Annotated in this window: 25 protein-coding genes and 1 tRNA gene; 10 read left to right on the forward strand and 16 right to left on the reverse strand. The window is 64.0% G+C overall.

Translation table 11 applies throughout. The annotated features are described in order from the left end of the window. The first annotated feature begins 354 nt into the window (after positions 1 to 354). Positions 355 to 2,208 carry an alkaline phosphatase family protein gene (locus IVB12_RS19155; RefSeq protein ID WP_247301112.1) on the forward strand — a complete coding sequence of 618 codons (1,854 nt, stop codon included), beginning with the start codon at positions 355 to 357 and terminating at the stop codon, positions 2,206 to 2,208. Positions 2,209 to 2,263: 55 nt separating this feature from the next. On the opposite strand, the gene IVB12_RS19160 is transcribed toward IVB12_RS19155, so the two are convergent. Then, a complete protein-coding gene (locus IVB12_RS19160) occupies positions 2,264 to 2,836 on the reverse strand; it encodes a hypothetical protein (RefSeq protein WP_247301113.1) in 573 nt (190 codons plus the stop codon). A 382-nt stretch (positions 2,837 to 3,218) separates the two neighbouring features. Here IVB12_RS19160 and IVB12_RS19165 point away from each other — a divergent pair, with 382 nt between their 5' ends. Beyond that, positions 3,219 to 3,878, forward strand: coding sequence for a peroxiredoxin (locus tag IVB12_RS19165; RefSeq protein WP_200473640.1), 660 nt, complete (start codon positions 3,219 to 3,221; stop codon positions 3,876 to 3,878). Positions 3,879 to 4,016: 138 nt separating this feature from the next. Here the strand turns inward: IVB12_RS19165 and IVB12_RS19170 are convergent, their stop codons facing one another. Further along, complete coding sequence (locus IVB12_RS19170; RefSeq protein ID WP_247301114.1) at positions 4,017 to 5,747, reverse strand: Cache 3/Cache 2 fusion domain-containing protein; 1,731 nt, start codon at positions 5,745 to 5,747, stop codon at positions 4,017 to 4,019. 321 nt (positions 5,748 to 6,068) lie between these two features. On the opposite strand from IVB12_RS19170, the gene IVB12_RS19175 reads away from it, so the two are divergent. Beyond that, complete coding sequence (locus tag IVB12_RS19175) at positions 6,069 to 6,362, forward strand: histone (protein ID WP_247301115.1); 294 nt, start codon at positions 6,069 to 6,071, stop codon at positions 6,360 to 6,362. A gap of 19 nt (positions 6,363 to 6,381) precedes the next feature. On the opposite strand, the gene IVB12_RS19180 is transcribed toward IVB12_RS19175, so the two are convergent. Both IVB12_RS19180 and IVB12_RS19185 read right to left on the reverse strand, forming a co-directional pair. Further along, entirely contained in the window at positions 6,382 to 7,254 is an 873-nt protein-coding gene (locus tag IVB12_RS19180) for a DMT family transporter (protein ID WP_247301116.1), read from the reverse strand. A gap of 99 nt (positions 7,255 to 7,353) precedes the next feature. Continuing rightward, a complete protein-coding gene (locus IVB12_RS19185; RefSeq protein ID WP_247301117.1) occupies positions 7,354 to 7,800 on the reverse strand; it encodes a hypothetical protein in 447 nt (148 codons plus the stop codon). Positions 7,801 to 8,090: 290 nt separating this feature from the next. Here IVB12_RS19185 and IVB12_RS19190 point away from each other — a divergent pair, with 290 nt between their 5' ends. Both IVB12_RS19190 and IVB12_RS19195 read left to right on the forward strand, forming a co-directional pair. Next, positions 8,091 to 8,354, forward strand: a complete 264-nt coding sequence (locus IVB12_RS19190) for a hypothetical protein (protein ID WP_247301118.1) — start codon at positions 8,091 to 8,093, stop codon at positions 8,352 to 8,354. 448 nt (positions 8,355 to 8,802) lie between these two features. Next, a complete protein-coding gene (locus tag IVB12_RS19195; protein ID WP_128941210.1) occupies positions 8,803 to 9,075 on the forward strand; it encodes a hypothetical protein in 273 nt (90 codons plus the stop codon). A gap of 248 nt (positions 9,076 to 9,323) precedes the next feature. On the opposite strand, the gene IVB12_RS19200 is transcribed toward IVB12_RS19195, so the two are convergent. The 3 genes from IVB12_RS19200 to IVB12_RS19210 form a co-directional block, all read right to left on the reverse strand. Next, positions 9,324 to 9,400, reverse strand: a tRNA-Arg gene (locus IVB12_RS19200). Between the two features lie 151 nt (positions 9,401 to 9,551). Next, entirely contained in the window at positions 9,552 to 10,052 is a 501-nt protein-coding gene (locus IVB12_RS19205) for a hypothetical protein (RefSeq protein ID WP_247301119.1), read from the reverse strand. 160 nt (positions 10,053 to 10,212) lie between these two features. Continuing rightward, positions 10,213 to 10,509, reverse strand: coding sequence for a hypothetical protein (locus tag IVB12_RS19210; RefSeq protein ID WP_247301120.1), 297 nt, complete (start codon positions 10,507 to 10,509; stop codon positions 10,213 to 10,215). 148 nt (positions 10,510 to 10,657) lie between these two features. On the opposite strand from IVB12_RS19210, the gene IVB12_RS19215 reads away from it, so the two are divergent. Both IVB12_RS19215 and IVB12_RS19220 read left to right on the forward strand, forming a co-directional pair. Beyond that, positions 10,658 to 10,849 carry a hypothetical protein gene (locus IVB12_RS19215; protein ID WP_247301121.1) on the forward strand — a complete coding sequence of 64 codons (192 nt, stop codon included), beginning with the start codon at positions 10,658 to 10,660 and terminating at the stop codon, positions 10,847 to 10,849. Between the two features lie 116 nt (positions 10,850 to 10,965). Further along, positions 10,966 to 11,349: a VOC family protein gene (locus tag IVB12_RS19220; protein WP_247301122.1), complete on the forward strand. Its 384-nt coding sequence runs from the start codon at positions 10,966 to 10,968 to the stop codon at positions 11,347 to 11,349. Positions 11,350 to 11,404: 55 nt separating this feature from the next. Here the strand turns inward: IVB12_RS19220 and IVB12_RS19225 are convergent, their stop codons facing one another. Beyond that, complete coding sequence (locus IVB12_RS19225; RefSeq protein WP_247301123.1) at positions 11,405 to 11,902, reverse strand: hypothetical protein; 498 nt, start codon at positions 11,900 to 11,902, stop codon at positions 11,405 to 11,407. A 258-nt stretch (positions 11,903 to 12,160) separates the two neighbouring features. On the opposite strand from IVB12_RS19225, the gene IVB12_RS19230 reads away from it, so the two are divergent. From IVB12_RS19230 to IVB12_RS19240, 3 genes are all read left to right on the forward strand, one after another. Further along, complete coding sequence (locus IVB12_RS19230) at positions 12,161 to 12,511, forward strand: GrlR family regulatory protein (RefSeq protein ID WP_247301143.1); 351 nt, start codon at positions 12,161 to 12,163, stop codon at positions 12,509 to 12,511. A gap of 86 nt (positions 12,512 to 12,597) precedes the next feature. Next, the gene (locus IVB12_RS19235) at positions 12,598 to 13,296 is read left to right on the forward strand and encodes an AraC family transcriptional regulator (protein ID WP_247301124.1); all 699 of its coding nucleotides are present in this window, start codon (positions 12,598 to 12,600) and stop codon (positions 13,294 to 13,296) included. Positions 13,297 to 13,376: 80 nt separating this feature from the next. Next, on the forward strand, positions 13,377 to 13,817 hold the full coding sequence (locus IVB12_RS19240; protein WP_247301125.1) for a DMT family transporter: 441 nt from the start codon (positions 13,377 to 13,379) through the stop codon (positions 13,815 to 13,817). A gap of 40 nt (positions 13,818 to 13,857) precedes the next feature. On the opposite strand, the gene IVB12_RS19245 is transcribed toward IVB12_RS19240, so the two are convergent. The 8 genes from IVB12_RS19245 to IVB12_RS19280 all read right to left on the reverse strand — a co-directional run bounded on the left by IVB12_RS19245 (position 13,858) and on the right by IVB12_RS19280 (position 23,241). Continuing rightward, positions 13,858 to 16,545: a PAS domain S-box protein gene (locus IVB12_RS19245; RefSeq protein ID WP_247301126.1), complete on the reverse strand. Its 2,688-nt coding sequence runs from the start codon at positions 16,543 to 16,545 to the stop codon at positions 13,858 to 13,860. Positions 16,546 to 16,669: 124 nt separating this feature from the next. Beyond that, entirely contained in the window at positions 16,670 to 17,584 is a 915-nt protein-coding gene (locus IVB12_RS19250; protein ID WP_247301127.1) for an EamA family transporter, read from the reverse strand. A 79-nt stretch (positions 17,585 to 17,663) separates the two neighbouring features. Next, positions 17,664 to 18,479, reverse strand: coding sequence for an NUDIX hydrolase (locus tag IVB12_RS19255; RefSeq protein ID WP_247301128.1), 816 nt, complete (start codon positions 18,477 to 18,479; stop codon positions 17,664 to 17,666). A 4-nt stretch (positions 18,480 to 18,483) separates the two neighbouring features. Further along, positions 18,484 to 19,437, reverse strand: a complete 954-nt coding sequence (locus IVB12_RS19260; protein WP_247301129.1) for a dihydrodipicolinate synthase family protein — start codon at positions 19,435 to 19,437, stop codon at positions 18,484 to 18,486. Between the two features lie 112 nt (positions 19,438 to 19,549). Next, on the reverse strand, positions 19,550 to 20,428 hold the full coding sequence (locus tag IVB12_RS19265; RefSeq protein WP_247301130.1) for an SDR family oxidoreductase: 879 nt from the start codon (positions 20,426 to 20,428) through the stop codon (positions 19,550 to 19,552). Positions 20,429 to 20,580: 152 nt separating this feature from the next. Then, positions 20,581 to 21,441: a MaoC family dehydratase gene (locus IVB12_RS19270; protein ID WP_247301131.1), complete on the reverse strand. Its 861-nt coding sequence runs from the start codon at positions 21,439 to 21,441 to the stop codon at positions 20,581 to 20,583. A gap of 253 nt (positions 21,442 to 21,694) precedes the next feature. After that, positions 21,695 to 22,084 carry a Zn-ribbon domain-containing OB-fold protein gene (locus tag IVB12_RS19275; RefSeq protein ID WP_247301132.1) on the reverse strand — a complete coding sequence of 130 codons (390 nt, stop codon included), beginning with the start codon at positions 22,082 to 22,084 and terminating at the stop codon, positions 21,695 to 21,697. Beyond that, positions 22,084 to 23,241, reverse strand: a complete 1,158-nt coding sequence (locus tag IVB12_RS19280; protein WP_247301133.1) for a thiolase domain-containing protein — start codon at positions 23,239 to 23,241, stop codon at positions 22,084 to 22,086. Before IVB12_RS19280 ends, IVB12_RS19275 begins: the two co-directional genes overlap by 1 nt. Positions 23,242 to 23,507 lie beyond the last annotated feature (266 nt).

Here is a 23,507-nt window from a genome sequence, read left to right on the forward strand (position 1 = left end):
CCGAAAGATCCCACGGTCGGGACGAAGAGCTGGCCTGCAATCGAACAAAGAGCTGATCATAAATCTTGACACACCAAACCCCCATGTGAGCAATCCAGACTGCCGCCGCGGACGCAGTCTGGATTTGCTTCGCTACGCTCGCAATGACGGCGTTGAGACAGTTGCTCCTAACACCACATCTCGTGCCCCGGAGGCCGCACCGCTTGCGCGCTGCAGCGAGTCCGGGACACGCGACCGCTCTGCCCCCGATTTGCATACCTCTCGCTCTTGTAACAAAACGGTCATGCAGCGAAACTAAACGAAGCCGGGGGGCCGCGGTCGCGGCCGAGCCGCCTCACCGCAGGGAGAGATTTGATGCGCCGTTCACTGGTGTTGCTGTCCGCCGGACTGACATTCCTGTCCTCCGGACTTGCCTCTGCCCAGAACAACACGCCCCGCAACTTGATCCTGTTCATTCCGGACGGTCTTTGCGCGCTGAAGGTCACACCGGAGACCGCGCCAGCGATGGCCGAGGTCCGCGACAAGGGCGTCAACTTCAAGAACCCGCATTCGTTATTCCCGACCTTCACCATGGCCAACGGCTCGGCGATGTCGACCGGTCACTATCTCGGCGATACCGGCGTGTTCTCCAATACGATCTGGACCAACTACACCTCCGTCCCCGCCGGAGACACCGTGGTCCCCTTTATCGAGAACGATGCCGTGCTCGGCGACATCGACGAGCATTTCAAGGGCAACTATCTGAACGAAGAGACCATCCTGAAGATGGCCCGCGACAAGGGGTTCAGCACCGCCGCATTGGGCAAGCATGGTCCGACCTATCAGTTCGACCATACCGACAAGCCCGAAAAGCCCGGTCTGCATTCGATCGTGTTCGACGACGCCACCGGCGGCAAGAACGGTGTGGCGCTGTCGGACGAGGTGAAGGACGCGCTGACCAAGGCCGGCCTGCCCACCGCCACGCCACCACGCGGCGACAATTCCAAGGCGGGCGACGCCAAAACGCCTGGCACCACCGTCGCCAACGTCGCGCAACAGGCCTATTTTGCCGATGTCGCCACCAAGGTGGTGCTGCCGATGTTCAAGGCGCGCAACAAGCCGTTCGTGCTGGTGTTCTGGTCGCGCGACCCCGACGGCAGCCAGCACAATACCGGTGACAGCCTCAATCAGATTATGCCCGGCATCAACGGTCCCACCTCAATGGCTGGCATCAAGAATGCCGACACCAACCTAGCCCAGCTCCGCAAGGCGCTCGACGAGCTCGGGCTCGCCACATCGACCAACATCATCGTTTCCGCGGACCACGGCTTCTCGACCATCTCCAAGGAGAGCAAGACCAGCCCCTCGGCCAAGATCAGCTATGACGACACGCCGAAGGACTTTTTGCCGATGGGCTTCCTGGCGCTCGACCTCGCCAAAGCGCTCGACCTGCCGCTGTTCGACCCCAACGACAAAAATGCGAAGATCGAAGGCAATAAGCATCCCAAGGCCGGTAACGGCGTGCTCGGCAAGGATCCGACCAAGCCCGATCTCGTCGTCGCGACCAATGGCGGCTCCGACCTGATCTATCTGCCCAACAAAGACAGGACGCTGGCGGCGAAGACAATCAAGGCGCTGCTCGAGCAGGACTACGTCTCCGGACTGTTCGTCGACGACTCGCTCGGCCGCTTCCCCGGCACGCTGCCACTGTCGAGCATCAATCTGCGCGGCAATGCGGCGACGCCGACGCCGTCGATCGTCGTCAACTTCCGCTCCTATGCCAGCGATTGCGGCGAGGCGCCGACCAACTGCTCGGTGCAGGTCGCCGATACCGTGCTGCGCCAGGGCCAGGGCATGCATGGCAGCTTCAGCCGCGGCGACACCATGAACTTCATGGCCGCGATTGGTCCGGACTTCAAAGCCGGCTATGTCGACGAGATCCCGGTCAGCAACGCCGACGTCGGCATGACCGCGGCCCGGCTCCTGGGCCTGCGCGGCGCGCAGAACGGCGTTCTGGTCGGCCGCGTGATCTCGGAGGCCCTGCTCAATGGCACGATGCCGAAGGCCTATGCCGGCACGCTGAAGTCCAAACCGGCCGAGGGTGGCCTGATGACCGTGCTGAACTTCCAGCGCGTCGGCAGCCAGCGCTATTTCGATGCCGCGGGCTTCCCCGGCCGCACGCTCGGGCTCGAGCTTGAGGGCGGCAAACAAAAAACGGCGGGGAAATGACCCCGCCGCTCGATCGCGTCTGCATGGGGCGCGTAGATGTTAAATGCTCAAAACCTTACATGCCGATGTCGAACACGCTCGGCAATTGGCCCGCCAGAGGCAATGCGGTGGCGCCCAGGAAGGTCGCCACCATCGCCATTAGGCGACGGTTGTTCTGGCGCTTGCCGCGCATCTGGCCGGCGATCCACTCCAGCATCTCGCTGTTGACCTTGGAGGCATAGGATGGTGCCCAGCTCTCGATGTCGGTGTCGGCCGAGAGCGCAACGCTGCGCGGCGGCACCTTCAGGCCGGAGGCGCTGGCTGCATAATGGGCAACGGCCTTGGCGAGCAGGTCGTCGAACCGGCCACCGTCAGTACGTTCGGTCGCGGCCTCGTTGATCTCGAACAACACTTCGGCCTCGGTGCGGCTCACCGGCTGGTCGTTGACGGCAGTGGCCGTCAGGATGCGTACGCACCAGGCGGTGTCGTCGGCATCGAGCGAACGGGAGAAATGCACCCTTCCTTTGGTGGTCGGGCCTTCGCCCGTGATCACGCCGTCGCGCACGATGGTCAGCGCATGGGCGGCCGTATCGCGGCAGGACGGTTCGAGGGACAACGACTCGGTAGGCTTAGGCGCAGCGGCAGACATAGTTCACTTCCAGACTTCTTCTGATCGGCCAGCATTTTCATGCCGACGTAAAGGGGTGGTTAACGATTCGATACCGGGGTCGCGACTTTTCTAGATGGTTGCCAATTGGTCGCTGTCAGGACCATTTTGGTTCTAGGAAGCGCCGGGCGAGCGTGATGGAAGTCGTAAACGGCATTATCGGGGCAATCGGCACCGTGTCACCCCGGGTGGAGATGTTTCGCCGCAGGCGCCACGGTCACAGAAAGGTGCTAGAAAATCGGCCTTTCGAAGAAGGAATTCACATTTTACTTGAGCCGGTTCACTTGGCTTCGCCAAAATCCTATACTGATGATGACGGCCCGAGATGAATTCCATAGTAAATTCAAAGAGATGAGGTAGAACAATGACACTTCCGATCGGCGCCACCGCCCCCGACTTCGAAGCTGAGACCACCGAAGGGAAGATCAAGTTCCATGACTGGATCGGCAACAGCTGGGCGCTGCTGTTCTCGCATCCCAAGGACTTCACGCCGGTTTGTACGACCGAGCTCGGTGCGCTGGCCAAGCTGAAGCCGGAATTCGACAAACGCGGCGTCAAGCTGATGGGCCTGTCGGTCGATCCTGTCGACCGCCACTCCAAATGGTCGGAGGACATCAAGGAGACGCAAGGCGCCGCGCCGAACTATCCGATGATCGGCGACACCGATTTCAACGTCTCCAAGCTCTACGGCATGCTGCCGGCCTCGACCTCGGGCGATCCCCTCACCCGCACGCCGGCCGACAACCAGACTGTCCGCAACGTCTTCATCATCGGGCCGGACAAGAAGATCAAGCTGGTGCTGGTCTATCCGATGACGACAGGGCGGAACTTCCAGGAGATCCTGCGCGTCATCGACTCGCTCCAGCTCACCGCGAAGCATCGTGTCGCGACGCCGGCCGACTGGAGCCAGGGCGAGGACGTCATCATCGCGGGCTCGGTCTCCAACGACGAGGCCAAGACGATCTACCCGCAAGGCTGGAAGGAGCCAAAGCCCTACATTCGTATCGTGCCGCAGCCGAAATAGACCCAACTGCCATCCCGGGTGGTCCGACGGACCAGACCTCAGGTGCGCAATTGCGCACCGGGGGATCTCGAGATGCTCTGGTGCGCAATTGCGCACCAGAGTTCGGTCCTTTGGACGTCCGGCAATGACCGCGTCGGATCAGGCCGCGTGGACGCGGTCGAGGAAGCCGTCAACCTCGGCCTTCAGATGCAGGCTCTCGCCTGATAGCGCCTGGGCGGAGGCAAACATCCGGCTCGAGGTCTCGCCCGTTTCGCTCGCGCCCTTGGCGGCGTGACGGACATTGACGGCGACATCGGCCGTGCCCGAAACCGCCGCGCGAACGCTGGCCACGATGTTGTGGGTCGCGCTTTTCTGCTGCTCGACCGCAGCCGAGATCGAGCCGGCGATGCCGCTGATGCGCTCGATGGTGTGGCTGATCGCCTTGATGGCGGCGACCGATTCCTCGGTCGCGAGCTGCATGCTCTCGATCTGGTTCGAGATCTCGTCGGTTGCCTTGGCGGTCTGGCCGGCCAGCGTCTTGACCTCCTGGGCCACCACGGCGAAGCCGCGGCCGGCGTCGCCCGCGCGGGCGGCCTCGATGGTGGCGTTCAGCGCCAAAAGGTTGGTCTGCTCGGCGATCGAGGTGATCAGCTTGACGACGTCGCCGATACGCGCGCCGGCTTCCGAGAGCTGCGCGATGCGCTGGTCGGTCGCCTCGGCCTGCCGCACCGCTTCGGCGGAGATCTCGTTGGATTCCTGCACCCGGCGGGTGATTTCGGAGATCGATTGGGACAGCTCGTCGGAGGCCGACGCTGCCGAACGCACGTGCTCGGAGGCGTTTTCGGAGGCTCCGGCCGACCGCGCCGACAGATCGGCGGTGGAGCGCGCGACATCGGTGAGTTGCCGTGCCACGCGCTCGAATTCGCCCGACGATGCGAGCACCTTGTCGAGAATGCCGCCGACGCTGCCGCGGAACTCCTCGACGAAGCTGCGCAGCTCCGCCTTGCGCTGCTCGGCTGCCGCAGTCGTTGCCGCCGCCTGCTCGCTGCGCAGGCGCGCCCGCTCCAGCGAATTGCTTTTGAACACGGCGACGGTGCGGGCGATCTCGCCGATCTCGTCGGCGCGATCTTCGCACTCGATCGCGACGTCGCTCTGGCCGTTGGCAAGCGCCGTAAGCGAGTGCGTGACCGAGGTGAGCGGTTTCGTGACACGGCGGACGATCACCAAGGTGAGGATCAGGACCAGGAGCGCCGCGAGACCGGCGGCCGCGGCCATGCTCGAGATCGCCTGGGACAGCATGCTCTCGAACTGGGCCATGGGGATGCCGACATAGAGAATGCCGGTGACCTTGCCGGTCGCGTCCAAGATCGGGAAATAGGCGGTCATGAACGACTTGCCGAACAGCGTCGCCGGCCCCTTATAGGCCTCGCCACGACGCAGCGGCGCCTGTCCCGGATGATCGGCGGCAAGCTGGGTGCCGACCGCGCGATCGCCATTCTCCTTCTTCACATTGGTCGAGCGTCGCACGAACTGTCCGCTCGCCTCGTCGAACACGAACAGGGTCGCATTGCCGCCGACATAGGACACTGCGCGATCGACGATGGCGTGATCCCTGAGCTCGGGCATCTTAGGGATCTCGGCGCGTACGACTGCGCCATCCCTCACCGTGATCTTGACGTCTGGAACGGTCTCGGCAAAGGCCAGCGCCAGCGTGCGCAGATTGACCTCGATGTCGCGGAGAGCACGATCATTGAATGCGGATGTCAGCGACCAATAGCCGGCGCCGACCACGAGCGCCGTGTTCACGGCGATCAGCAGCACGGCGCACAGGACTGCCTTGGTGCCGAGCTTGAACTGCGGCTGAAGTTTCGCCGTTAGAAAGTTGGACATGAATCGAGTGCCCCCCGTAGCTCCTGCATATTGATGCAATCGGCTTACGGCCCCATTAACGACCGTTCCCACCGCCGACGCGGGCATCCTTTCCAAATCGTAAACAAGCCCCTCACCACGCCGAGCGCTTCGCCCTTCATCGTCTAGCTCGGCGGGATCTCCGCCTGTCCGGCCACCCGCCCACTCCGCAGCCGGTTAGCGATCACGCGACCGGGGCGCCGCGCTCGCCGCCTGCGCAAAGATCCGCACAGGTTGAACGTTGCTTTGACACAATTGTGAAACCCGCTATCGTTATCGCTTCGTTCAAACCATGGGGACGATATGGACAACGAGAAGCCGATCACCGAGCAGGCGATGGAGACGATCACCACCGCCGTGGAAGCGACCAAGGACGCCGCGGTCACCGCCGTCAAGCAGGTGAAGGAAGCCGCGAAGAAAGTCGCGGCGAAGAAGGCTGCCAAAAAGACGGCCAAGAAGGCTGCGAACAAGACCACCAAGAAAGCCGCAAAGAGGTCGTCCAAGAAAGCCGCGAAAAAGGTCGCCAAGAGATCTGCGAAGAAGTCCGCCAAGAAAGCCACCAAGTCGAAGAAGAAGGCCAAGAAGGCCAAGCGCTGACCGCAACGCTCGGAAACCGCTAGGAGCGTCGATTGACCACAAAGACCGCTGTGGCGCAGAGCGCCATGCCGGCAATGGCAATTGCGTCCAGCTTTTCTCCGAACAGCAGGTAGGCCATCAGCGCCGTCACGGCTGGCACCAGGTAGAACAGGCTCGCGACCGAGGTTGCCGCGGCGTGGCGGATCAGCCAGTACAACAGCCCGATCGATCCGATCGAGAGCGCCACGGCCAGCCAGGCGAGCGCGAGCACGAATTCGCGCGTCCAGTGCACCACGCGGTCTTCGAACAGAAAGGCGCCGATCGCGAAGAAAATGGTGACCGCCAAGTATTGCACGAGATTGCCGGCGCGCCAGTCGATGTGATTGCAGTAGCGGCGCTGATAGAGCGTGCCGAGGGTGATGCTGATCAGCGAGACCACCGAGGCGAGCCAGCCGAGCCCGGCTTCGCCGCTCATCGGGCGGTTGTGCAGGATCAGGACGACGCCGCCGAGACCGAGCACGAGGCCGGCCCATTGCACCGGCGTCACCTTCTCGCCGAGCCAGCGATTGGCGATGGTCGAGGTCAGGATCGGCTGCAAACCCGGAATCAGCGCGGAAAGGCCGGCCGGAATCGAATGCGCGATCGCGATCGCGGTGCCGCCGAGATAAAAGCCGTGGACCAGAATGCCGGCGACCGCGCTGTGCGCAATGCCGGTGCCATCAGGCCATTTCGGCCGCGCGATCGCCGCGATGATCGCCATCAGGCCGACCACGATCGCCATGCGGATGGCCAGATAGGTCAAGGGATCGGCGTTGTCGACGACGTATTTCGTGCCGATGAATCCGGTGCTCCAGAGCAGGACGAACAGGATCGGCGCCGCGCGGGCGGTCAGCGCTTCCGGATTGTGCTTCATTGCCGCCTCCATGCCCGATGGGGCTCCATGCGGCAATACGAATTTCCGGACGAGCGATGCTGCGCTGCGACGAACAGCGGGAAGCCGCGGCTCAGCCGCTCACCACTCTTCCGGGCAGGGGTCGATGATTTTCCAGAGCTCGACCCCGTTCTTGATTTTCTTCATATCAGTGGTGAGCCCGCCATTGCGGCGGATCCAGTCCTTCACCTTGTCGGGATAGTAGGACATCAGATCGGAGGTGCCCTCGGCGCTGGTGACCTTGATGCCGAAGGTGAAGGCCTTGTCGTAATAGGCCTGATGGAAGCCGAGGCTGGCGCGCGGCGTCACGCAGATCTTGTTCATCGGCACGATGCCAAGCACGAGCGTGCAGGCCGAATTGCAGATGCCGTCGATAATGACGCGCTCGCCCTTCTCTCGCACGCGCTTGTACTTGGCCTTGTACTCCTCGACATAGCCGCCGTGGTCGCGTGTGATGTGCAGCTCGGCGCGCGCCGGCGTAGCGGCGGCGAGGCAGAGCAACAGCAGGCTCGGAAGCATGATGCGCATGGCGACGTGGCGGCGAAAGCCTTCAGGAATGGACCGGCCTCGAAGGAGCCCCCAAAAGGCCGGCGAGGGATTCTAAACCGAATACTATTTGGTCACACTTGTGTGGGGAATTCGTTAAGCATCCCGAAAAGGCCAAAAATGGGCAGCTTTCGACCGCATCTCCGGCAATTCTGTCGCACCCACCCGGAAATCTGCGGTTTAGGCATGATTCCGAGCCTCCGGACCGATGTCCTGACCACCCGAAATTGCTATAAATAGCCGACCCATTCGCGCAGGTTCCGGAGAATCAGATGAGCAAGTTGAAGCTTGTAGCCGCAGTTGCTGTCCTGTCGGCTGCAACCCTAGCCCCTGGCCTCGCGGAGGCGCGGGGGCATCACCGCTACCACCGCGCCTACGCCAACCCGCTGCCCTACCCGATCAGCTATCTGCACAATTACGGACCCGGCATCACCCCCGGCACCTTTGCCTATTACGACGGCCCGTCCACCAACCACTGCTACCGCAGCGCAGCCGCTTATATCGGCCAGGACGGCCGCCGGCACCCCTGCTACTGAGGAGCGCCGCGTCCTTCCCGCGGGCGTTCTTATTTCGCGACGCCCGAGAGCAGCAATTGCTTCTCGATCGCGTAGACTGGCAGCTAGACGAGGTCCTTACCGATCTCGCGCTGAATCGCCTTGCACGACGTCGGAATAATCGGCGCGTATCATGCCAGCGCGCGCGGTTGAGCCACCATGGTCAGGGCCAGGTCTCGCCCGCGCTAACGTCAACATCGAGACGGCCGCCCAGGCCCCGCAAATTGCGCAGGATCAAGGATGGCGGCACGTCGTGCGAGCACCTGCCGGCGCAAGCGCAACACTGAATCGGAGATGGTTTGGTGCCGTTAAGATCATGCCTGACGCTCGGCTGACCGAAGATTTGTTCATCAGCATTACATTTCGGGTTCGCCACAATTTGATCAGAACATCATCGATATCCTGCACCGCGTCAGCGGAGGAAGACATCATGAAGCTCAAGATTGGCCTCGTCGCCGCATCCTTGTTCGGTGCCCTCGCGGCATCGCCGGCGGCGTCCGCCATGCCCATCGCGCCCGCGCCTGCAACTCCGCAGGTCTCCGACGTCGAGCAGGTCCGTATGGTCTGCAACGCCTGGGGACGCTGCTGGTGGCGTCCGAACTATTATGGGTATTACGGACCGCGGCCATACTACGGCCCCCGGTATTATGCGCCGCGCTACTACGGCCCACGCTATTATGGCTACGGCTATCGCCGCTGGTGATATCGAAGGGGCCCGAGGGCCCCTTCGCTTTTGCGAGAAGACGCATCTGGAAGCCCGCAAGGGCGCGCCCTTGGCGCCCGAGGTTGATGGTGAAAGCGCGGGCGGAGCAATCAGAGGGTGTGCCACCAATGCGTGACGTAAACCCTGCAACCTTCGAGAACCCGCTCGGCACGAGTTTGTCACCCATGGCTCAGGTACGACCTGTTACCTATGTCTCCGGGCTGGATACGGGCTGGACACAATAAGCGTGGCGCGCTCGGAAGGATTCGAACCTCCGGCCCTCGGAATCGAAATCCGATGCTCTATCCAGCTGAGCTACGAGCGCCCCGGCCCAAAGATTGGGCCGCAACCGAGACGCGCCTGACCACTGTTGGAGAGCCGCACAGCGGACGGCGTTCGGGTGGGTTCGAATTAGCAGAGAGGTCGCCCAATATAAAGCCCCACCCGCCTCCGTTCGAGACGAGTCGAAGGCGCTCTCACCAGGTCGTGTTGAAAAGACCGAAATGCGGCTGCTGGGCCACCAGCATCGGCCGGCCAAACTGTTGTGGCCCACCATACTGCGGCCCACCATATTGCGGGGCGGTGTGCGCTCTGGCGACCTTACGCTTGGGCTGAGCCTGGACTTGCGGCTTCTTGGCGGCGTCGGCCTTGGCGCCAGGGGTAAACTGGGCAAAGGTCTCGCGCACCCGCGCCTTGGCCGACATCTCCGCGAGGGCCGCTGCCGACGCGGTATCCGGCGGCTGCGGCGCCGCGACGGTGGCGGTCTTCATCGCAGGCGCGGCAATCGTCGGCTGGCTGGTGTCGAGCACGACACGCTCAGGCAAATGGCGATCGGACCGGATCCGGATCAGTGGCTGGTCGTTGCTCGCGGTCGCAACAGCTTGCGTCACTGGTGACGCCGGCAGGACGAAATCCACGGCAAATAACAGTGCGAGCAAAGCTCCACCGACAAAGATGAAATACCGAAAGATGGGCATTGCCGCGCTCCGCCCCCCGCATCCCCGCGTGGGCTCTCCGCCTCAACAGGCGATCTTCTAATTGGTTCCTAGCCCAGCCGTATGGTTCAAATGGCGACGCGAAGTTTTTTGGCCAAGCCTTGCGGCGGTAACTTTTCCGCTACCGGAGAATGCAGCGCTTTTACGCGCGGCGGGCTGCAACCAGTGAACACTTCGCCTGATCGGCATTCACATTGACGAAGCCGACGGGGATATGCGCATAGGTCTTGCGGCTCTTCATGCTGACGGGGTCCGCCAGCACACGGCCGCGATCGGTGAGATGACTGCCGTCGCGCCGCGCGAAAGCGCAGACGATCTCGACATCCTTTACGGCATAGTCATTGTCGTTTCGCAGCGTGAACGTCACCAGCGCCTTCGAGCCGAGGCCGCCGCGGCGCCAGGTCTGCGATGAAATCCTGAGACGACCGAGTTCTGCCATTGCCGGCGCCCGAGTTTCGGCAGCCGGCGCGCCCGCGGCTGCCGAATCGCCTGAAGGAGCCGTCTCGACGGCTGCCAGCTCCGATGTCCCCGACTCAGCGCCATTGCTTTTGGAGAGAGGCAGCAGCATCCAGATTCCGCAGCCGACGATGATCGCTGCCAGCAACCACAGCAAACTTCGGCCAAACGAGACGCTCGCAACCGTCACAGCCCGCGCCAATCGCTCGCTGATTCCGGCGAAACGCCTCAACCCGATCCGGTCAAGCCCAGCGTTCATGGTTTTCGTCACCGACAGCGGCTTGCGCCCGTCCGACGCCGGACCGAGCCACTGGTTACCTTAATCGGGAACACGAACTAAGGTTCCCCGCCGTTGCGAATCGGCAAGCACGGTGGTGATCACCGGCAGGGGCCGTTAACATGCGCCGCAACATCAAAGACCCCGTTGGGAGAGAATGAAATGCCAGTCGTCACTTGGGATCACGTCCATCTGCGCAGCCCTGATCCGGAGGCCACGGCGGCCTGGCTGCGCGATATCCTCGGTGGCGAGATCGTGCGCGCGCCCGGACGGATCGACGTGAATCTTGGCGGGGCCAGGATCTTCATCGCGCCGCTCGAAGGCGACGGCGCCGTCAGCCCGCCTCCTCCGCATCCGCATCAGGGCCTCGACCATTTTGGTCTGACGGTAAAGGACATCGACGCCGTCGCCGCCGAGATCAAGGCCAAGGGCGTCACCTTCACACGCGAGCCGACGACGATCAGGCCCGGCATACGCATCTGCTTCATCCGTGGCCCCGAAGGCATCTCCATCGAACTGCTCGAGCGCGACACTAAGTATACCTGATGCAGCGCGGGCGGCATCAGGCATCGGCCCTCCGGGCGAAGCGTCGCCTGGTGGCCTATGTCATGCTCCCAGGCATAAAGCAGCGGATGGTGACGCCCATGGAGCCGTAGATCGGCCAGACCATGGTTCGTCCGACCCGGTTCGGCTCCGAGATCACGGCCTCCGCGGGCACGTCCACCCAGACGAGCTCCTGCGGCTGGCCGTCGATGCCGGAGCTGTAGCGCGGGATGCGGACACGATAGTGGCCGTCCTTGCTGTCCCAATCGGAATCCGAGACGGCCGAGCCGTCGGCGTCCGAGCAGCAAGGCCCCTTGCCGCTTCGCAAGCCGTCGAACCAGGCCTTCAAATCCGGATTGGTGTTCGCGAACTGGCCACGGTCACGCGCATGCCCGAAGGAGGCCGCGAGCGCACTCAGGGCCAAGGCGCACGCGAGCCTTGTCAAGCTTCGCCAGCGTGTCGCGCTGCCGCTCCGCCGTCGTTCGCTTTTGCAATTCGCGGGACGCACACTGTACAGACGCGGCTCAACGCCGCCTGAATCGATCCAGTTGCTCACGTTCGTCTTGCTCCAGCACTCCGCCGCCAGTGCGACAATGGCTATGCATTTCGCGGGCCAACTCCACTCGCAACGTCCGGCCTCGCCTCATCATCAGACCGTCATGACGGCGTCACGCACAAGCCGGAACACTCACGGCTCGCGACGGCTATGCCCCTGCCACCCGGCAAACTGCCGCGTTGCGCGTGCGGATGCGCTTTGGCATAAATGCTCTACCGGTTACGCCGTTGGGCGATGGCGGCCGGCCTGCGGGACGTGATGAAGAACGGCCTCTATTCGATTCACGTGAGCCTGCTCGACGGGCGGGTCGGCAAAGGCAGCGGCGTGATCCTTTTCCGCGACGGCAAGATTCTTGGCGGTGACGCCTACCTTTATTACACCGGCAGCTACATCGTGAAGGACAACACCTTCAAGGGCGAAGTGCTGGTGCAGCGCCACACCTCGCCACGGGGCGACGACAATCCACTGTTCGGCGGCCCCGCCCCGGTCGGCATCGGCGTCAGTGGCACCTTTACGGAGACGCGCGGGGAGATGACCGGCACGGCGCTGGTCGGCAAGGCCAGCCAGATCTTCGGCGCGACGCTGCGCAGGCTCGCCGACGTCGATTAGGGCGTGCCAATAAGTCATGACGCCCGGCCCAAACCAGTCTGCAGCAGCCTCCTGACATCCTGAGCAATAGATCGTATGCAGTGAGGATGCCTGGACCGTGGACATATCGCCCATGGGCACGTGACTCGGCGATCGAGCTCGGCCAGCTCGAGGCGGCACAGGCGGTCGCGCTCGCCTGTCACCTTCACGCCGATGTCCAGGTCGCCGCCGTCCGCAAGGGATGGCGCATGTACATGACCACATTCGGAGAGTTTCTCGCTATCTCGGGCGATATCGTCGTCATCCCGGCGGGCGTACCGCACGCCTCGCACGGCGGCGCGGGCTCGATCGTCAATCATCTCTATTTACCGGGCGATCATGCGGCGGTGAGAGGGATCTCGGAGCCGTTCTACATCCGTAACTCACGGGCAACCTTGCCAGAGGAGATGCTCGACGCGATCGGCTCGCATGATCCGTGCCCGGGACGTCTGACGCTGCCGGCCAAACGTGCCGCACTGAGGGAGCTGGTCTCGTGCGACGATCTCGACATCCGCACGATCGCGGCACGGCAGGGCCGATCGACCGACGGCTTCATTCGGCAGTTCAAGCGAGAGATTGGAATGACCCCTGCCGCCTATCGTCTTGCGCTGCGACTGGCAGCGGCACGCTCGCGTTTGAAGTGCGGCGACACCGTCGCGGACGTGGCTTATGCCGGCTCGTTCTCCGACCAGAGCCACCTTGGTCGCCTGTTTCGGCGCGCTTACGGCGCAACGCCTGCCGCCTACCGTTGCGCGTTCGCAGATTGAGACGGTCGATTTCGTTCCAGACGTGAATTGGCTCCAGGCGCTAAGCTGGCGCCACCTCTCCATGCCATTACGAGCCGCGCATGAAGCTTCTGCCACCCTTCGTCGTCCTCTCCGCGGGCCTGAGCCTCGCCTTTCAGCAGGTGCTGAACGCCAGCCTTGGCAACGCCATGCAATCAGGAAGGTGGGCGGCGTTCGTGAGTTATCTTGGCGGGTCAATCGCATTGCTGCTGGTCCTGATCGTCGTGCGCGAGCCGATACCCGCTGCCGCCCTGGCCGGACGAGCGCCTTTGATCGCATGGACCGGGGGAATTTTCGGCGCGATCTTCATCGCGACCAGCATCCTCATGGTGCCGCGCCTCGGCGTGGCGACGGTGTTGACGTTGATCGTCGTGGGTCAGTTGCTCGGTTCGTTGGCGTTCGACCACATCGGGCTGTTCGGCCTGCCGCGCTATCCGATCACGTTGACACGCGCGTTGGGCGCCGGGTGTCTCATCCTGGGCGCGGCTCTCGTTCGCGGGTAACGATCGCCGGCAGCGCGGCGCTAGCGAGTCCGCGACCTGATCATTCCGCCGCCTGCTCGAGCGGCGCTGTGCGCGGCAGGATCATCTGGATGCGCGTGCCACCGCCCGGCTCGGAATCGAGATCGAGCCGGCCGCCGAGCCGGTTGGTGACAATGCTGTAGACGATGTGCAGGCCGAGGCCGGTGCCGCCCTGATCGCGCCGTGTCGTGAAGAACGGATCGAAGGCGCGGCGGCGGACGTCGAGCGACATGCCGCAGCCATTGTCGGAGAAGACGATCTCGACATTGTCCTTGCCGGACTCGCGCACCTGGATGTCGATGGTCCCTGGCCGGCCGTCCGGAAAGGCGTGCGCCACCGAATTGAGAAACAGATTGGTCAGCACCTGGCCGTACGGGCCGGGATAGCTGTTCATGATGAGATCCGGCTGGCACTCGACATTGAGCGTCAGATTGTGCTTTCGCAGGCCGGGTCGCAGGCTCATCACCACCTGCTCGGTGAGGTCGCCGAGGTCGAAGCTGCGCTGGTCCGAATAGTTGCGGTCGGCCGCGACCTGCTTGAACGACTGGATCAGCTCGGCGGCGCGGTTGAGATTGGAGACGAGCTGCGAAGAGGCATCGCGGCTGGTGTTGAGAAACTCGTTGAGCGTGGAGCGGCGGAGCTCGCCGCGCTCCACCTCGGCGGTGAACATCGCGGTCTTGCGCTCCAGCGCGGACGCGACCGTGAGGCTGATGCCGACCGGATTGTTGACCTCGTGCGCGACGCCGGCGACCAGGCGCCCGAGCGCGGCGAGCTTCTCCGCCTCGATCAGCGAGGCCTGGGTCTCGCGCAGATTGCGCAGCGCGGTCTCGGCAGCTTCCTTGGCCTTGCGCATCTCCTGCTCGCCGCGCTTGCGCTCGCCGATGTCGAGCGCGACGGTGACGATGCGTTCGATCTCGCCTTCGGCGTCGAGCAGCGGCAGCTTGTTGACGAGCCATTGCCGCATGTTGCCGGAGGCGTCCTTGTACTCCTCCTCATAGAAGCCGAGCCCCCTGCGGAGCTTGAGCACGCGCTTGTCGCTCTCGTCGGACTTGGCTGCGCCATAGCGCGACATCAGGTCGGCCGTGGTGCGGCCGAGCGCGTCGCCCGGCTCGATGCCGAAGATGCCGGCCATATAGCGGTTCATCAGTACATAGCGCAGGTCGCGATCCTTGACGTTGATCACCGCCGGCACGGTGTCGATAACCTGCTGGAGCAGGCGCCGGCCTTCGGCGATGGCATCTTCCGCCCGCTTCTGGTCGGTGATGTCGCGCAGCGTGCCCTCGTAGCGGACGATGTTGCCCTGCTCGTCCCGCACGCCTGTGGCGCTGTCGGAGAGCCACAGGATGTTGCCGTTGCGCTGGCGAACCTGATACTCGAACTCGCGTACCATGCCGTCGCGCGCCATCAGCCGCTGATATTCGGCACGCGCCTCGGGGTGGACGTAGATCGTATGGGCGATGTCGTTGATGCTGTCGATGAGGTGCTGCGGGCTGTCGTAACCCATCATCCGCGCCAGCGCCGGATTGGCGTTGAGGAGGTCGCCGGCCGGCGTCGTCACGTAGATGCCATCGACCGAGCCCTCGAACAGTTTTCGGTAGCTCTCCTCGGCGAGGCGCTGCTCGGTGAGCGCGCGCACCGCCGCCTCGCGCGCCGTGTCGGCCTCCTCGAGCGCGCGGCGGAACACTTCGGCCGCGCGCGCGATGTCGCCGATCTCGTTGTCGAGGTCGGCCGACGGGATCGACGTGTCCTTCTGGCCCGCCGCAAGCGCGCGAATGGAGCGCGCGATCTGGGCGAGCGGACGGACCGTCCTTCGCACCACGAACAGCGCGGCGCCGATGCCGATCAGCACGCCGACCGTGCCGAGCACGATGCTCTGCCACCGCGCCTCGGTCAGCGTGCGGGCAAAATCGCGCGACAGCACGTGGCCGCGGCGCGAACTGACCTCGCGCAGCAATTCGGTGACGCGGCCGATCAGGCGACCCTCGGTGCCCAGCACCTCGCGGTCGATGTCGGCGATCTGTCGCTCGCGGACGGCGACCGCCATGATTGCCTCGGCGTAATCGTTGACGGCCGACCTCAGCTTGCTATCGGCGGTGTCCATCGCCCGCATTCCCTCCGCGGCCTGCTCGGCCGCGGAAGGGTTGCGCGCCAGCAGCCCGAGCGCGATCCGGCTCTGCGCCTCGGACAGGCGGGAGGCCAGCTCGCGGTCCGTGGTGCCGGCGACGGCCGCGTCGAAACGGTCGCGCAGCGGTGGCAGGCCGGCGAGCAGCTGGGCGCGGCGGTCGATCAGGGTCGAGATCCGCTCCAGGCCCGTCCGATAGGTCGCAAGCCGCTCGGTGACCCCGTCGATCATGTCCTGCTGCTCGGGCGCGAGCTCGATGCGGGTCTTCTTCAGGATATCGCTTAAGGCGGAGGCCGCCTCGCCCACCTGCTGGAACTGGATGCCGGCGCCGGGATCGGTGACGAAGTCGCGCGCGGCGAGGCGCAATTCGTTCATGCGGCGATCGATGTCCTCGGCGAGGTCCCCGACGCTCTGGAGCCGCTGCAGCTCGGCGAAGGTGGTGTCGATATGCCGGATCGCAATCACGCTCGCGGTCGAGGTGACGATAATTACCGCCAGCACCAACAGGAAGCTGCCGAAGGTGAGCTGGCCGATGGAGAGCGAGAAGGTTCGCTTTTTCTCTGGGATCGGCATCAATTCGGCGGACATTAGGGCTTTTGAGGACCAGGCTGCTGGAGGCCCAATATACGACGTATTGCGCCCCCGGGGGAACATGCCTGTGGCCGACGAATATCCTTAATATCCGGAGCCTGCCGCCTCTCTTCGTCTCGGACTAAGAGCTCTTGACGCTTGCCGGCCGCCCGGCCGGGATCGTCATGGCGGCAACGCCGAGGACGACGCAGGCCAAACCGATCCAGGCGGTCCGGCTCAAGGTCTCGCCGAGGAAGGCGATACTGATGGCAACCCCGATCGGGACGCGCAGATAGGCCTGCGCCGTGGTCCCGACCGAGCCCAATGTCTGGATCAGACGGAAGTAGATCGCGAAGGCCGCCGCAGTCGAGAACACGGCCAGCGCGAGCAGCGCCAATACGGAAACCGGCGAAGGCGACAGCGTCCAGGGCTGCTCGATCGCGAGCGAGGCCGGAATCAGCACGGCTGCGCCCGCCAGCAGCGAGCCGGCGGCCGGCGCCATGGGGTCGAGCCCCTTGAAACTGCGGCCGAAGATCGCGGCGCAGGCATAGCAGATCGTCGCGGCCACGATCGCCGCCTCCGCCAGCAGGCCGCTGCCGATGTCATGGAAGGCATTGACGCCGACGATCAGCAGGATGCCGGCCATGCCGGCGATCACGCCAAACAGCTTCCGCGGCGTCGTCGCCTCGTGACGGGTGATCAGCGCCGTGAGCAGGAAGGTGAAGATCGGCCCGGCCGAATTGAGGATCGTAGCAAGCGCAGCATCGACATGGCGCTCGCCCCAGGCGATCAACGTCCAGGGGATGACGCTGTTGAGCACGGCCTGGAAGGCGAAGCGCTGCCAGGTCTCGCGGTCGGTCGGCATCCCAATGCCGCGCGCCCGCATGACGGCAAGCAGCAAGAGGCCCGCGATCGTGGTACGCGCCGCGATCAGCGTGACCGGCGGAATGGTGGCAACGCCCAGCTTGATGAAAGTGTAGGAGCCGCCCCAGAGTGTTGCGAGCGCGACCAGCAACGCCAGCTCGACGGCGATGTTGGTACCCTGCCGGTTGTCCATGACTTGCGTCCCATCCATTCGCGATGGACAGAACCTAGCTTGTCCGCGGCCGCCGATACTTCGTTTGGCATCGAAGTATCTAGCCGACCGCGCCGACCTCGAACACCTCGCCATCGTAGCCGGCCTCGCGGGGGATGCGGAGCTGGCGGCCGGTTTCGGTCCTGGTCATCACAGGCATGACCGTGACGATCGATATCCCGCGGGCGTGCTCCAGTGCAGCACTCACGCTGCCCTGCTTGGCAAGCCGGATCAGATTGCGGGTGGTCGGGAACGGCAGCTTGAAGCGGCCGCTCGCCCCGCCCTCCACCGCCTCGCGCGGCGAGACCCAGATGGAGTCGGTGGACTCGCGACCATCATGGGCGCCGAGCTGATCGGGCGGCGCGGCCGCAAGGAAGAACCAGGTGTCGAACCGCTTCGGCATGCCCTCTGGCGTAATCCAGTGCGCATACGGCACGAGCGTCTCGAGCGCGAGCTGAAGACGGTTATCGGCAAGGATATCGAGGAAGCTGACCTTGTGCTCGTTGAGCGCGACGCGGTGCGCATCGGCGATCTCGCCGGCACGCTTGGCATCGACCGGTGCGCCCGAATCCTTCGATCGCGCCAGCAGGATGCCGCTCTCTTCAAAAGTCTCGCGGATCGCCGCGATCCGAAAGCCGCGGTCCGCCTCGCTTAAGCCCTCGCCGCCCGAATAGAGGTCGGCGCGGGCCACGATCTCCTTGTCGCCTGCATCGACGCTGCCGCCGGGAAACACCAGCGCGCCCGAGTTGAACTCGATCTGATGATGGCGGACCATCATGAAGACCTCGATCTCGTCGCGGCTCTTGCCATCGACATCCGCGCCGTCGCGCAGCAGGAGGATCGTCGAGGCAGGGCGTGATGCGATGGCTTCAGGCATGCGGCTAACCTGCGGCGCTGGATTGCGGGCCGAGATTGGCGCGCTTGTCGATTCGGGCGACGCGCGACAGCAGGTATTCGACCTCCGCCTTCGCCGCCGGCGTGATGGTCGCGCCGGGCTTGCGCTGGGCGCTCGAGGCGATGATGCCGCGCTTCTGGAGCACGTATTTGCGCACGGCAAGGCCGGCGCCCGGCTGCTGCTCGTAGCGGATCAGCGGCAGATGCGCGTCGAACAGATCATGCGCGGCATCGCGCTTGCCTTCTTTCGAGAGGCGCACGACATCGATCAGGAGCTCGGGGAAGGCATAACCGGTCATGGCGCCGTCGGCGCCGCGCTCCATTTCGAAATCCAAAAAGAGGCCGCCATTGCCGCAGAGGATCGAGAGCGGACGCAGCGAGCCGTCCTTCTGGAAGCCTCGCAGCGTCGAGATCTTTTCCAGCCCCGGCCAGTCCTCATGCTTGAGCATCACGCAGTTCGGATTGTCCATAACGATCTTGCGGATCACGGCGGGGGTGAACACCACCGAGAGCGTCAGCGGATAATCCTGAAGCACCCAGGGCACGTCAGGCCCGATCGCCTCGGCAGCCTGCTTGAAATAGCCGACGATCTGGTCGTCGGTGCGGAGCGATGGTGGCGGTGCGATCATGACGCCGGCCGCGCCGGCGTCCATCGAGGCCCTTGCCAGCGAGCGCATGGTGGCAAAACCCGGCGCAGAGACGCCGACGATCACCTGCATCTTCTTGGCCCGCTTGACGAAGCGCACCGCCACCTGCTCGGCCTCGGCGGCATCGAGCTTCGGCGCCTCGCCGAGAATGCCGAGCACCGTGACGCCGTCACAGCCGATCTCCTCGTAGAAATCGGTCAGGCGGTCGATCGAGCGCTCGTCGATCCGGCCGTCGTCGTGGAACGGCGTCGGCGCGATTGCGAAAGTGCCCTTGGCATCGGCGGTGAGTTTCATGTTCGTCTCGTCTCTCTTTCTTTTGTCATTCCGGGATGGTCGGAAGGACCAGATCCGGAATCTCAAGGTTCCGGGTTCGATGCTTCGCATCGGCCCGGAACGACAACTCAGCCTAAAACCGCCGCGCCCCCATCTTGATCTGCTCCTCGGAGAAGAAGATCTCCTTGGCATGATCAACGATGTCCTGGGCCTTCCAGCCCGAGTGCGGCGGTTTCCAGCCTTCCATCTCCATCATCCGCATCTCGCGCACACCGCGGGGCCCGGACACGCCCAGCACCTTGCCGGTCTGGTCGCCCGACAAGTCGCTGACCATGTATAGCACGGCCGGCGCGATGCCGTCCGGCCCCAGCGCCGCGCCGGGGTTCTCCTTATAGCGGGGCAGGTCTGCCGTCATGCGGGTCAGCGCGCCCGGCGCCAGCGTCCAGATTCGGATGTTGTACTTGCGGCCCTCGATCGCCAGCACGTTGGACAGGCCCCAGATGCCGCCCTTGGCCGCGCCGTAATTGGTCTGGCCGAAATTGCCGATCAGGCCCGAGGTCGAGGAGGTGTTGACGATGACGCCGCCGCCGTTTTCACGCATCCAGCGAAACACCGGCAGGGTGCAACAGAAGGTGCCCTTCAGGTGGACCTTGATGACCTTGTCCCAGTCGGCTTCGGAGGCCTTGTGAAAGGTCTGGTCGCGCAGGATGCCGGCATTGTTCACCAGGATGTCTGCCCGGCCAAAGTGCTTGATGGCGTCGTCGAACACCGATTGGCCGCCCTCCATGGTGGAGATGTCGGCGCCGTTGGCGACCGCCTTGCCGCCCTCGGCCTTGATCGCGTCGACCACCTGCTGCGCCATGGAATTGTCAGCGCCGGAGCCGTCGCGGGGCCCGCCAAGGTCGTTGACGACCACCGAGGCCCCTTCCCGCGCGAACAGCTTTGCATAGGCCTCACCGAGCCCCCCGCCTGCACCAGTGATCAGCGCAACCTTGCCGTCGAGTAGTCCCATGGTGGCGTCTCCCTGTTTTTGTTTTGTCCCGGACAAGATACAGCGTGAAACTGCATCGCAGAGCCGGGACCCAGTTCTTCGTCGAGCATCCCCGGCCCCGGCTCAGCAGCGCATCACCGCGTGCTCCGCTGCGTCCGGGGCACGAGACCGACCTAACCCAGCACCGTCTTGCCGTTCTTGATCACGGTGACCCCGCGCGACTTCACCTTGGCTTCAAACGAGATCACGTTGCCGTCCTTCCAGAGGTCCATGGTCACGGTCTCGCCGGGATAGACGGGCGAAGAGAACCGGGCAACGTGCTGGCGGAAGGCCGAGGCATCGTAATCGGCATAGGTCTGGAGCACGCCGCGACAGGTGATGCCGTAGGTGCACATGCCGTGCAGGATCGGGCGCGGGAAGCCGGCCTTCCTGGCGAACTCGGGGTCGGAGTGCAGCGGGTTACGGTCGCCGCAGAGGCGATAGACCAGGGCCTGATCGGGGCGCGTCGTGATGTCGATGGTCTTGTCGGGTGCGCGCGACGGAATCTTGTGCGGATCCGGCTGCGTCAGGTTCGGACCGCCGAAGCCGCCGTCGCCACGGGCGAAGCGCGAAGCGACCAGCGTTGCCAGTTTTTCGCCCTTCTCGTTCTTCAGCACCGTCTGGTGACTGATCACGACGCCCTTGTCCTTGCCCTTGTCGTAGACCTCGAGCACGGAGGAATCGGCGGTGATGTTCGCGGCGACCGGCAGCGGCTGGTGGAAGGTGATGTCGCGCTCGCCATCGACCACCATCACGCGGTTGAGGTTCATCTCGCCGGGACCCGACCCCCACGCTGCCACGGACGCGAACGTCGGCACTACCTTGAGCGGCCGCGGCGTCAGCGTGCCCTCGTTGACGAAGGCAAGCTCCTTCTCGTCCATGGGATCGGCGCCTAGGCCGATGCCATAGGCGTAGAGCATTACGTCGCGGTCGGTGTAGGCGTATTTCTGGCCGATGTTTTTCAGGCTTTTGAGTTCTTCGTATCTGGCGGACATGTTGTTTGTCTTCCTCCCGAATGTCTTCGGCACCGCCAGTTGAAGTGCCCTCTCCCCTTGTGGGAGAGGGCAGCGAGGACGGTGCGGCAAACTCATTTGGGTGAGGGGTTGCTTCCGCATCAAACAATCTCTCCGCGGAGCGATACCCCTCATCCGGCGCCAAAGCCGAAGCTTCGCTTTGGCGTCTTTTAAGGACGGCCGCCGGAGGCGGCCTATGCCACCTTCTCCCAGAAGGGGAGAAGGAAGAAAGCAATCAGGCCGGCGTGAAGAACGGCAGCGGTGCGCCCTCGGTCGGCTTGAACACCACCTTCACCTTTTGACCGATCTTCAGCTTCTCGAGATCGCAGTCGACGAAATTGGTCTGCACCGACGGCCCCTCCTTCAGCGTGACGTAGCCGATGGCATAAGGGCCCGTCGGAGATTTCCGCATCAGGCTGTAAGTGTAGATCGTGCCCTCGCCCGACGCTTCCTCCCACACCGTCTTGTCGGAATAGCAGAACGGGCAGATCGCGCGCGGGAAGTAATGCGCTTCGCCGCAGGCGGTGCAGCGCTTGATCATGAACTTGCCCTCTTTCGCCGCGTCCCAGAACGCTGCGGTCTCGGGATTGGTCACCGGGGCCGGGTATTTTTTTGTTTCGCTCATCACACGCGCTCCAGAATGGCGGTCGAGGCGGCGTGGCGGACACCCAACAGGCCGCCGGTGCCATGGGCGATAGCGAGATCGCAATTCGGAACCTGCACCTTCGGATGCGCCTCGCCGCGCAGTTGCCTGACGGCCTCGATGATCTTGGTCATGCCGCCGCGGTTGACGGGATGATTGCTGCAGAGGCCACCGCCGTCGGTGTTGAACGGCAGCTTGCCGACGCCGGAGATCAGATTGCCGTCGGCGACGAACTTGCCGCCCTCGCCCTTCTTGCAGAAGCCGAGATCTTCGAGCTGCATCAAGACGGTGATGGTGAAGCTGTCGTAGATCGAGGCGTATCTGATGTCCTTCGGCGTGATGCCGGCTTCCTCGAAGGCGCGCGGGCCGGACCAGATACCGGCGGAATAAGTGAGGTCGAGATCCTTGCCGCCGCGCGGGCCCTTCATGGCCTCGCCATGGCCGATCAGGCGCACCTGAGGCTTCTTCAGGCTCTTGGCAATCTCTGGCGTCGTCACGATCAGCGCGCCGCCGCCATCGGAGACGACGCAGCAATCCATGCGGTGGAGGGGATCGGAGATCATCGGCGAGTTCAGGACGTCCTCGACGGTGACGACGTCCTTGAGCATCGCATGCGGATTATATTGCGCATGATGCGAGGCCGCGACCTTGATCCAGGCGAGCTGCTCGCTCGTGGTGCCATAGTCGTGCATGTGGCGCATGGCACACATGCCATAGGCATTGTGCGTGGTCGCGCCGTAAGCGGATTCGAAATCCACCTCTGCGCCGGCCGCGCGCGGCGGCATCACGCCGGTGCGCGGCTTGCCGGCCAGCGTGATCAGCGCGATCGAGCACTTGCCTGCCGCAATCGCTTCGGCGGCGTGGCCGAGATGGATGATGTAGGAACAGCCGCCGGTCTCGGTGGAATCGACATGGCGGAGTTTTTTGGTGTTCAGGCCGAGATAATCGACCATCGGCCAAGCGCCGCCGGGCGCATCGCCCGCGCAGAAATAGCCGTCGACATCGTCCTTGGAGAGCCCGGCATCCTCGATCGCGCCCTTGGCGACCTCGGCGTGGAGCTGGGCGGTGGATTTGTCCGGCGCATGCCGGGTCGGGTGTTCAAAAATCCCGGCAATGTAGGCCTTGCCCTTGATGGTCAAACTTCAGGTCTCCGCTCGCGTTTCTTCTTGCTCCGTTTTTCTGAACCGCGGTGGCCTGCTTGGCAAGCGCGGAAATATTCCGCCCCGCGAGAGGGTAGCGGCTTGGCGCAAATGCGGTCCGCCTCTTGTGCTGGATTGCGTCGTCGCAAGGGCTCCTCGCCAATGATGCAGGCGACAGCCGAGTCCTAAAGCTGTTTTGCCCGACCGCGCAAGCGATTTTCTTTTTTACGAAAACAACCCCATGCACAGTAGAACGGGGTTGATTT

It is taken from the genome of Bradyrhizobium sp. 179 (assembly GCF_023073535.1).
In the GTDB taxonomy this organism is placed as follows: domain Bacteria; phylum Pseudomonadota; class Alphaproteobacteria; order Rhizobiales; family Xanthobacteraceae; genus Bradyrhizobium.

What these genes read in the sequence shown, in the direction of transcription:
- IVB12_RS19155 (WP_247301112.1), top strand. Translation starts at nt 355, where the DNA reads ATGCGCCGTTCACTGGTGTTGCTGTCCGCCGGACTGACATTCCTGTCC.
- IVB12_RS19160 (WP_247301113.1), bottom strand. Translation starts at nt 2,836, where the DNA reads ATGTCTGCCGCTGCGCCTAAGCCTACCGAGTCGTTGTCCCTCGAACCG.
- IVB12_RS19165 (WP_200473640.1), top strand. Translation starts at nt 3,219, where the DNA reads ATGACACTTCCGATCGGCGCCACCGCCCCCGACTTCGAAGCTGAGACC.
- IVB12_RS19170 (WP_247301114.1), bottom strand. Translation starts at nt 5,747, where the DNA reads ATGTCCAACTTTCTAACGGCGAAACTTCAGCCGCAGTTCAAGCTCGGC.
- IVB12_RS19175 (WP_247301115.1), top strand. Translation starts at nt 6,069, where the DNA reads ATGGACAACGAGAAGCCGATCACCGAGCAGGCGATGGAGACGATCACC.
- IVB12_RS19180 (WP_247301116.1), bottom strand. Translation starts at nt 7,254, where the DNA reads ATGAAGCACAATCCGGAAGCGCTGACCGCCCGCGCGGCGCCGATCCTG.
- IVB12_RS19185 (WP_247301117.1), bottom strand. Translation starts at nt 7,800, where the DNA reads ATGCGCATCATGCTTCCGAGCCTGCTGTTGCTCTGCCTCGCCGCCGCT.
- IVB12_RS19190 (WP_247301118.1), top strand. Translation starts at nt 8,091, where the DNA reads ATGAGCAAGTTGAAGCTTGTAGCCGCAGTTGCTGTCCTGTCGGCTGCA.
- IVB12_RS19195 (WP_128941210.1), top strand. Translation starts at nt 8,803, where the DNA reads ATGAAGCTCAAGATTGGCCTCGTCGCCGCATCCTTGTTCGGTGCCCTC.
- IVB12_RS19205 (WP_247301119.1), bottom strand. Translation starts at nt 10,052, where the DNA reads ATGCCCATCTTTCGGTATTTCATCTTTGTCGGTGGAGCTTTGCTCGCA.
- IVB12_RS19210 (WP_247301120.1), bottom strand. Translation starts at nt 10,509, where the DNA reads ATGGCAGAACTCGGTCGTCTCAGGATTTCATCGCAGACCTGGCGCCGC.
- IVB12_RS19215 (WP_247301121.1), top strand. Translation starts at nt 10,658, where the DNA reads ATGATCGCTGCCAGCAACCACAGCAAACTTCGGCCAAACGAGACGCTC.
- IVB12_RS19220 (WP_247301122.1), top strand. Translation starts at nt 10,966, where the DNA reads ATGCCAGTCGTCACTTGGGATCACGTCCATCTGCGCAGCCCTGATCCG.
- IVB12_RS19230 (WP_247301143.1), top strand. Translation starts at nt 12,161, where the DNA reads ATGAAGAACGGCCTCTATTCGATTCACGTGAGCCTGCTCGACGGGCGG.
- IVB12_RS19235 (WP_247301124.1), top strand. Translation starts at nt 12,598, where the DNA reads ATGCCTGGACCGTGGACATATCGCCCATGGGCACGTGACTCGGCGATC.
- IVB12_RS19240 (WP_247301125.1), top strand. Translation starts at nt 13,377, where the DNA reads ATGAAGCTTCTGCCACCCTTCGTCGTCCTCTCCGCGGGCCTGAGCCTC.
- IVB12_RS19245 (WP_247301126.1), bottom strand. Translation starts at nt 16,545, where the DNA reads ATGTCCGCCGAATTGATGCCGATCCCAGAGAAAAAGCGAACCTTCTCG.
- IVB12_RS19250 (WP_247301127.1), bottom strand. Translation starts at nt 17,584, where the DNA reads ATGGACAACCGGCAGGGTACCAACATCGCCGTCGAGCTGGCGTTGCTG.
- IVB12_RS19255 (WP_247301128.1), bottom strand. Translation starts at nt 18,479, where the DNA reads ATGCCTGAAGCCATCGCATCACGCCCTGCCTCGACGATCCTCCTGCTG.
- IVB12_RS19260 (WP_247301129.1), bottom strand. Translation starts at nt 19,437, where the DNA reads ATGAAACTCACCGCCGATGCCAAGGGCACTTTCGCAATCGCGCCGACG.
- IVB12_RS19265 (WP_247301130.1), bottom strand. Translation starts at nt 20,428, where the DNA reads ATGGGACTACTCGACGGCAAGGTTGCGCTGATCACTGGTGCAGGCGGG.
- IVB12_RS19270 (WP_247301131.1), bottom strand. Translation starts at nt 21,441, where the DNA reads ATGTCCGCCAGATACGAAGAACTCAAAAGCCTGAAAAACATCGGCCAG.
- IVB12_RS19275 (WP_247301132.1), bottom strand. Translation starts at nt 22,084, where the DNA reads ATGAGCGAAACAAAAAAATACCCGGCCCCGGTGACCAATCCCGAGACC.